Source organism: Streptomyces indicus (assembly GCF_900100315.1).
GTDB lineage: Bacteria > Actinomycetota > Actinomycetes > Streptomycetales > Streptomycetaceae > Streptomyces > Streptomyces indicus.
Map to the genome: position 1 here is coordinate 118,169 of NZ_FNFF01000020.1, position 7,245 is coordinate 125,413.

Sequence of the window (7,245 nt, forward strand, 5' to 3'; positions counted from 1 at the left end):
CGTTGCTCACCCCCACAGGATGCACGGCGGGCGCGGGCACCGCGGCAGGGGGCGTGGGCGCGGGGGACTTCACTGCTTGCGACACGGCTCGAACGTAATCCCGCGGCACACGTCCGCACATCGGGCATCGGGACTAGGTCCCCGGTCCGAGATTTGCGTTCAGGAAACAGATGCGGAGCGGGCCTGGCACCCCCTCAACCCTTCAGTACCTGCTGTGACTTGAGTCACAGGGTCCATATTTTGTTGACCCTGTGTACCGAGTGGGCAGCTCGCTGTGATTCAGTGGCTGAGGCAGGCGGCCATGATGGGATCACCGTCCGGTCGGGGGCACGTCGGAGAACATCGAGAAGCTGGGGAAGCTGCTAATCCTGGAGTTGCTGTCGAGGTCTCGGGGAGAGCGAGCATGGAGACCGAGTCGGAGCCCTACGTCCGTCTTGCGACCCTGCGGCAGCTGCATCAGGTGGTCGCCGAGCTGAACACGGCCCGCAGCCTGGCCGACACCCTCCAGGCCGTCGCGGACGGCGTGGTGAGCGGGCTCGGCTACGAGCTGGGGTGCGTGAACCTCGTACGGGCCGACGGCGACCTGGTCGTCGCCGCTTTCGCGGGCAATCCGGCCGCCGAGGCCCTCATCACCGGACGCGTGGGTTCCCGCGCCTCCTGGGAGCGCCGGCTCGCCATGGGCGAGGCCTGGGGCTCGCTGCGCTTCATCCCGCACACCGAGGGCTGGGTGCTCGTCGACGACGACGTGCCGCAGTGGCACACGGACGGTCCCGAGCCCCGCTTCGAGGACGAGTGGCACCCCAGCGACCGGCTCTACGCGCCGATGTACGCGACGGGGTCCTCCAGCGGCGAGCTGATCGGCGTCATCTCGGTCGACCGGCCGCGCAACGGACGCAAGCCGGGCCCGTGGGGCCAGGAAGCGCTGCAGATGTACGCATTCCAGGCCGCGATTGCAATCAGCAACGCACGACTTCGAGCAAACATGCAGCGGGCACTGGTCAGACTCGAACGGGAGCAGCAGGCGCTGCGGGCCAGCGAGGAGTCCTTCCGGCAGGCCTTCGAGTACGCGCCGAGCGGCATGGCCATCGCCGAGATGGGCGGGGACCAGCACGGCCGAATACTGCGCACCAACGACGCCCTGTGCCGGCTGCTCGGCCGCCCGGCCGCCGCGATGCGCCGCTACTCCTTCTCCGACCTGGTCCACCCCGAGGACATCGGCACCCTGCTGCGCACCTCCGCCGAGGGCGGGCGGGCCGAGCTCCGGCTCGGCCGCCGCGACGGCACGTACCTCTGGGTCTCGCTGCGCAACTCCGTGGTGGCCGACGCCACCGACGGCCCCCGCTTTCTGCTCACGCACGTCGAGGACATCGAGGAGCGCAAGCGCCGCGAGCTGCACCTCGCGCACCGCGCCTCGCACGACGCCCTGACCGGGCTGCCCAACAGCGCCGAGCTGCGCTCGCGCCTCGGCTCGCGGTTGTGCGGACGTCCGCAGTCCGCCCCGCAGGGCGCCGTCGAGTCGCTCGACGCGGCCTACGGGGCCGGGCCCCCGTACGAGGGGGCGGGGCTGTACGACGGGGTGCCGGCCTACGACGCCAACGCCTCCCCCTACGACCCCTCGCCGTACGACTCCAACGGCCATGGCTTCGACTTCGCGCGTGCGGCCGCCGACTCCGCATCGCTCGCATCGGGCTACGGCACCTACGACCACCACGTCCACGTGGTCGCCCCGCAGGGCGAGCACGACGACGGGACCAAGGGGCTCGCGGTGCTCTTCTGCGACCTCGACGGTTTCAAGTCGATCAACGACCGCTTCGGGCACCACACGGGCGACGCCGTCCTGATCGAGGTGGCGCGGCGGCTGACCAGCGGGGTGCGCGACGGGGACACGGTCGCGCGGCTCGGCGGAGACGAGTTCGTGGTGCTCGCCGACGGGCTCGGCCGCGCGGACGCGGCGGACCTGGCGGTGCGGCTGCGCAACGCGATCATCCCTCCGATCCGCGTGGACGGCCGCGCGGTGCGGGTGGGCGCGAGCTTCGGCATCGGCTGGGCGCACTGCGGCATGTCCGCGGACGAGGTCCTGCAATCGGCGGACCAGCGGATGTACATCGAGAAAAGGTCGCGTGCCAAACAGCACAGGCGTGCCGGATAACTCCAGGTCAGCGGTCTTTCCTCGGCAACTGGCCCAAAGGGGGTCACCCGAAGCGGGTACGCTCGGCCGGATACGTACCTGTGTTCCGCCCGATCGACCACCTGCCCGGTCGACCGACCTGCCTGAGGAGTGACCCGGGAATGACCACGCCTGGCGACAACGGCGCGCGCACGCCCGAGGAAGAGGACCCGTTCGGCTATCTCTACGCCGACGGTCAGGCAGCGGGCGCCACCCCGCCGCCCGGCGGCGGTGGCTACGGCTACCCGGGCCGCGCCTCGTACAACCAGGTCCGCACGGTCGGCGAGCGGCAGTACGGCCAGCAGACCCAGCAGCCCCCGCAGGGCTACGGGCAGCAGGGTCACGGCCAGCCGCAGGGCTACGACCAGGCCCACTACTCGGCGCCCGAGACCTTCCAGGGCGACGCCACCCGGCAGATCCCCCCGCAGCAGTCCTACGGCGGCGCGGGGAACGGGCACGGGGGCCACGGCGGGCACGGCGGCGGCGGGCGCGGCCGCGGTCCGAACACCAAGGGCCTGCTCATCGGCGCCATCGCCGTGGTCGCGGCCGTGGTGGTCGGCATCGGTGTCGCGATCCTCGGCGGTGACGACGGCGAGAAGGAACCGCAGGCCCAGGGCACCGGCGGCGGAGCCACGACGGGCGAGAGCGTCAAGCCCTCCGAGCCCTCCGAGGACAAGAAGGACGAGCCCGTCGACCTGCCGAAGACCGACGCGAAGGTCCTCAAGCTGACGCCGCCCGCGACCACGGCCTCCGACGTCAAGGGCGCGAAGGCCGGCACCTACGTGGCGGGCTTCAACCAGGTGGGCGCCTCGCTGACCTGGCAGATCGACGGCTTCGAGAAGGCCGGCTCGTACAGCCTGCGGGTCACCTACGCCGTTCCCGGCGAGGACACCACCGGCACCCTGACGGTGAACGGCGACCGGCAGACCCGGCCGCTCAACATGAAGAACTGGGCGAACGCCAAGCCCGGCGAGTGGGAGAAGGGCTGGACCACCACGTTCGCGGTGGTCGACCTCAAGCCCGGTACCAACACCATCACGCTCTCGTGCGAGCAGAGCGACAAGTGCAACTCCTACATCGACCAGATGTGGCTCGTGGAGGGCACGGGCGGCTGACGCCCCGCGGCGGGCGGACGCCGGCTCAGGCCGCGTCCGCGTGCCGGTGCACCGTCACCTTGTCCACGAAGGACGCGTACGCCGACGCGTCGAACTCCCCCGCCGCCGGGGCGAGTACGGTCGCCGCGGAAAGCGCCACCGCCGACGCGAGGCGTCGCGGCCAGGGCTCGCCCGTCACCAGGCCGGACAGCAGCGCGGCCACGGCCGAGTCCCCCGCCCCCGTCGGATTGCCCGCCACGCGCTCGGGCGGTGCGGCCTGCCAGCTGCCCTCGGGGGTGGCCGCGAGCAGGCCCTCGGGGCCCAGCGAGGCGACCACGGCGTGCGCGCCGCGGCGGCGGGCCGCGCGAGCGGCGGGCAACGGGTCCCAGGAGCCGGTGAGTTCGGCCAGTTCGTCGGCGTTGGGCTTGACGATGTCGGGGCGCGCGGCGATGCCGCGGCGCAGCGGTTCGCCGCTGGTGTCGAGCAGCACGGGGACGCCCGCGGCGCGTGCGACGCGCACGAGATGGGCGTACGCGCCCACCGGCACACCGGGCGGCAGGCTGCCGCAGAGCGCCACCGCCGAGGCGGAGCCGAGGAGTTGCTCGTACGAGGCCAGGAACGCGGACCACTCGGGCGGGGCGATCAGCGGTCCCGGTTCGTTGAGCTGGGTCGTGTCGCCGGAGGCCGAGTCGACCACGGCGACGGTGCGGCGGGTGGCCCCCGAGACCCCGAAGAGGGCGTCGCGGACGCCGCTGAGCCCTTCGCGCACGGCCTCGCCGGTCGCGCCCCCCACGAAGCCCGTGACGGTCACCTCGTGGCCGAGCGCGGTGAGCACGCGGGCCACGTTGAGGCCCTTGCCGCCGGGGCGTTCGGCGACGGTGGTGACCCGGTGCGAGGAGTGCGGGACGAGGCGCTCCACGCGGTACGTGAGGTCCAGGGCCGTGTTCAGCGTGACCGTGAGTATCACGGGTGCCACCCCCGGAGGTGCGTGATCGTGCGCGTGCGTGGGTCCGTCTGCGCGTGTTCGTGCGTATGCCGGGCCTGATCATGCCAAAGAGGAGGCGGTGAGCCCAGACCTCGGGCCCACCGCCTCCTCGACTGCCGGCGTCCAACCGGGGGTCAAATCACCCCAGTTGAGGATCCACCACCCATTCGCCCCGGCGCATCACGCCGACGACCGAGTAGCCGCCGTCGAGCACCACCAGGTCGGCCCACTTGCCGGGCTCCAGGGAGCCCACCTCGTCGTAGGCGCCGATCAGCTTGGCCGGGTTGGCCGAGATGGCCCGTACGACGTCCTCGATGGGGAAGCCGTCGACAGTGACCGCGCGCTTGAAGGCGCGGTCGAGGGTGAGCGTCGAGCCGGCGATCGAGCCCTCGGAGCCGTCCTCGGTGACCAGGCGTGCGACCGAGTCCTTCACCTCGACGGCGAGCGGGCCGAGCATGTACTCCCCGTCGCCGAAGCCCGCCGCGTCCATCGCGTCGGTGATGAAGGCGACGCGGCCGGCGCCCGCGCGGTGGAAGGCGAGCTCCAGGGACGCGGGGTGCAGGTGCGTGCCGTCGTTGATGAGCTCGACGGTGACCCGCTCGTCCTCCAGGAGCGCCACGATCGGCCCGGGCAGGCGGTGGCCGATGGCGGGCATCGCGTTGTAGAGGTGCGTGGCCACGGTGGCGCCCGCGTCGATGGCCTCCTTCGTCTGCTCGTACGTGGCGTCGGTGTGGCCGATCGCCGCGATCACGCCGTGCTCGGCGAGGAGGCGTACGGAGTCCACGCCGCCGGGGAGCTCGGTGGCGAGCGTGAACATCCTGGCCTGGCCGCGCGCCGCGTCCATCAGCTTGCGCACGTCCGCCGGGTCGGGGTCGCGCAGGAGCGTTTCGTCATGGGCGCCCTTGCGGCACGGGGAGATGAACGGGCCCTCGAAGTGGATGCCCGCGATCTCGCCCTGCTCGGCCAGCTCGGAGAGCAGTCCGGCGCGCTGGGCGAGGAAGTCCATGTCGCCGGTGACGGTGGAGGCCACGAGCGTGGTCGTGCCGTGCTCGCGGTGCGTCCGCACGCCCTTGAGCACGTCGTCCACGGTGCCGGACGTGAAGGACGCGCCGCCGCCGCCGTGGTTGTGGATGTCCACGAAACCGGGGACCACCCAGTGCCCGGACAGGTCGACGGCCGGGGCGTCCGGCTCGGCGGCGCCGGCGATCCGGCCCCGCTCGTCGACGATGACGCGGCCGTCAGTGACGGTTCCGGTGGGCAGCACCACCCGGGCGCCGGTGAGTACCTTGCGTGCGGCCATCAGGTGGTTACCTCCGGGGTGGGGTCGTCGTGGGGGGCGGTGGGCTGGTGGGGTACGGGGGCGGCGGACTCTCCGCCGCCGGGACGGACGCCGGCTCCGGCTGCGGTCGCGGCACTGGCGTCGGCACCGGCATCGATGTCGGCGTCCAGCAGGTCCCAGGCGAGCAGGCCCGCGCCCAGGCAGCCCGCGGTGTCGCCGAGGGCCGCCGGGACGATCGACGGCAGCGTCTGGAACGTGATCCGCCGCTCGACGGCCGCACGCAGCGGTGTGAACAAGGTTTCCCCGGCTTCGGCCAGTCCGCCACCGATGATCAGCGTGCGGGGGTCGAGCAGGGTGACGGCGGTGACCAGGCCGTCGGCGAGCGCGTCGACGGCGTGCTGCCAGACCTCGGCCGCCTTCGGGTCCCCGGATTCCACGGCCTTCGCGCAGTCGGCGGCGTCCGCGTCGGGGTCGCCGCTCGCCTCGGCCCAGGCCTTCGTCACGGCGGAGGCGCTGGCCAGGCGCTCCAGGCAGCCGCGCTGACCGCAGCCGCAGGGGGGTCCGTCCGGGCGTACGACGATGTGGCCGATCTCGCCCGCGCCGAAGTGCGCGCCCGCCTCGATGCGCCCGTCGATGCCGATGGCGCCCGCGATGCCGGTGCCCAGCGGCAGGAACAGGAAGCGGTCGGCGCCCTTGCCCGCCCCGATGCGCCCCTCCGCGAGGCCGCCGGTGCGCACGTCGTGGCCGAGCGCGACGGGGATGCCGAGCCGGTCCTGGAGGAGGTCCCTGAGCGGGACGTCCTTCCAGCCGAGGTTCGCGGCGAACAGGGCGATGCCGCGCTCGGAGTCGATGATCCCGGGGATCGCCACGCCTGCTGCCTCGGCGGGCCGGCCGAAGTGCTGCTCGCCGTGGGCGCGCAGCTCGGCCGCGAAGCCGAGGATCGACTCGATCACCGCGTCGGCGCCGCGCTCGCGTCCGGTGCGGCGGCGGGCCTCGTGCAGCAGGGTGCCGTCCGCCCCGACCAGGGCGGCCTTCATTCCGGTGCCGCCCACGTCCAGGGCGATGACATGTCTCACGGGGACAGTGTGGCGCGTACCCCTGCGAAAGGTCTAGTCCACTTCGGCCTGCTCGTTCACGGGCCGGAGCGGGACGGACACCGTCAAAAGGATGGGAAACCGGTGCCGCGGACTGGAACCAGGACCGGGACGGATGCGTTGGAGGGGATGAGGGTAGCTTCGGGACCACTCGCAGCACCCGCACACACATTTAGGGGAAAGGGACCTCCATGGCTGTAAGCCTGTCCAAGGGCGGCAATGTCTCGCTGACCAAGGAGGCACCGGGCCTGACCGCTGTCACCGTGGGCCTCGGCTGGGACGTCCGCACCACCACCGGTACGGACTTCGACCTGGACGCCTCGGCGATCGCGGTCAAGGCTGACGGCAAGGTCTTCTCGGACGGCCACTTCGTCTTCTTCAACAACAAGGCGACGCCGGACCAGACCATCGTCCACACCGGTGACAACCGCACGGGCGAGGGCGCCGGCGACGACGAGGCGATCAACGTCAACCTGGCCGGTCTGCCGGCCGAGGTCGACAAGATCGTCTTCCCGGTGTCGATCTACGACGCGGAGTCCCGCTCGCAGAACTTCGGCCAGGTGCGCAACGCCTACATCCGCATCATCAACCAGGCCGGCGGCACCGAGATCGCGCGCTATGACCTC

5 protein-coding genes and 1 pseudogene are annotated in these 7,245 nt (G+C 72.2%); 3 read left to right on the forward strand and 3 right to left on the reverse strand.

Annotated elements, in window-relative coordinates; genetic code table 11:
- Positions 1–403: 403 nt before the first annotated feature.
- The gene (gene cdgB, locus BLT97_RS32870) at positions 404–2,149 is read left to right on the forward strand and encodes a diguanylate cyclase CdgB (RefSeq protein WP_093616879.1); all 1,746 of its coding nucleotides are present in this window, start codon (positions 404–406) and stop codon (positions 2,147–2,149) included.
- A gap of 140 nt (positions 2,150–2,289) precedes the next feature.
- Entirely contained in the window at positions 2,290–3,282 is a 993-nt protein-coding gene (locus tag BLT97_RS32875) for a carbohydrate-binding protein (protein WP_093616881.1), read from the forward strand.
- 25 nt (positions 3,283–3,307) lie between these two features.
- Here the strand turns inward: BLT97_RS32875 and BLT97_RS32880 are convergent, their stop codons facing one another.
- From BLT97_RS32880 to BLT97_RS32890, 3 genes and pseudogenes are all read right to left on the reverse strand, one after another.
- A complete protein-coding gene (locus BLT97_RS32880; protein ID WP_093616915.1) occupies positions 3,308–4,228 on the reverse strand; it encodes a 1-phosphofructokinase family hexose kinase in 921 nt (306 codons plus the stop codon).
- A 157-nt stretch (positions 4,229–4,385) separates the two neighbouring features.
- Positions 4,386–5,546: an N-acetylglucosamine-6-phosphate deacetylase gene (nagA, locus tag BLT97_RS32885; RefSeq protein ID WP_093616883.1), complete on the reverse strand. Its 1,161-nt coding sequence runs from the start codon at positions 5,544–5,546 to the stop codon at positions 4,386–4,388.
- A 128-nt stretch (positions 5,547–5,674) separates the two neighbouring features.
- A pseudogene (locus BLT97_RS32890) lies at positions 5,675–6,601 on the reverse strand (ROK family protein); the annotation flags it as partial.
- A gap of 209 nt (positions 6,602–6,810) precedes the next feature.
- Here BLT97_RS32890 and BLT97_RS32895 point away from each other — a divergent pair.
- Positions 6,811–7,245, forward strand: a 435-nt coding sequence (locus BLT97_RS32895; RefSeq protein WP_093616887.1) for a TerD family protein, incomplete at its 3' end; no start/stop codon positions are given.

Coding starts and splice junctions, on each gene's coding strand:
- cdgB (WP_093616879.1), top strand. CDS start 404: ATGGAGACCGAGTCGGAGCCCTACGTCCGTCTTGCGACCCTGCGGCAG.
- BLT97_RS32875 (WP_093616881.1), top strand. CDS start 2,290: ATGACCACGCCTGGCGACAACGGCGCGCGCACGCCCGAGGAAGAGGAC.
- nagA (WP_093616883.1), bottom strand. CDS start 5,546: ATGGCCGCACGCAAGGTACTCACCGGCGCCCGGGTGGTGCTGCCCACC.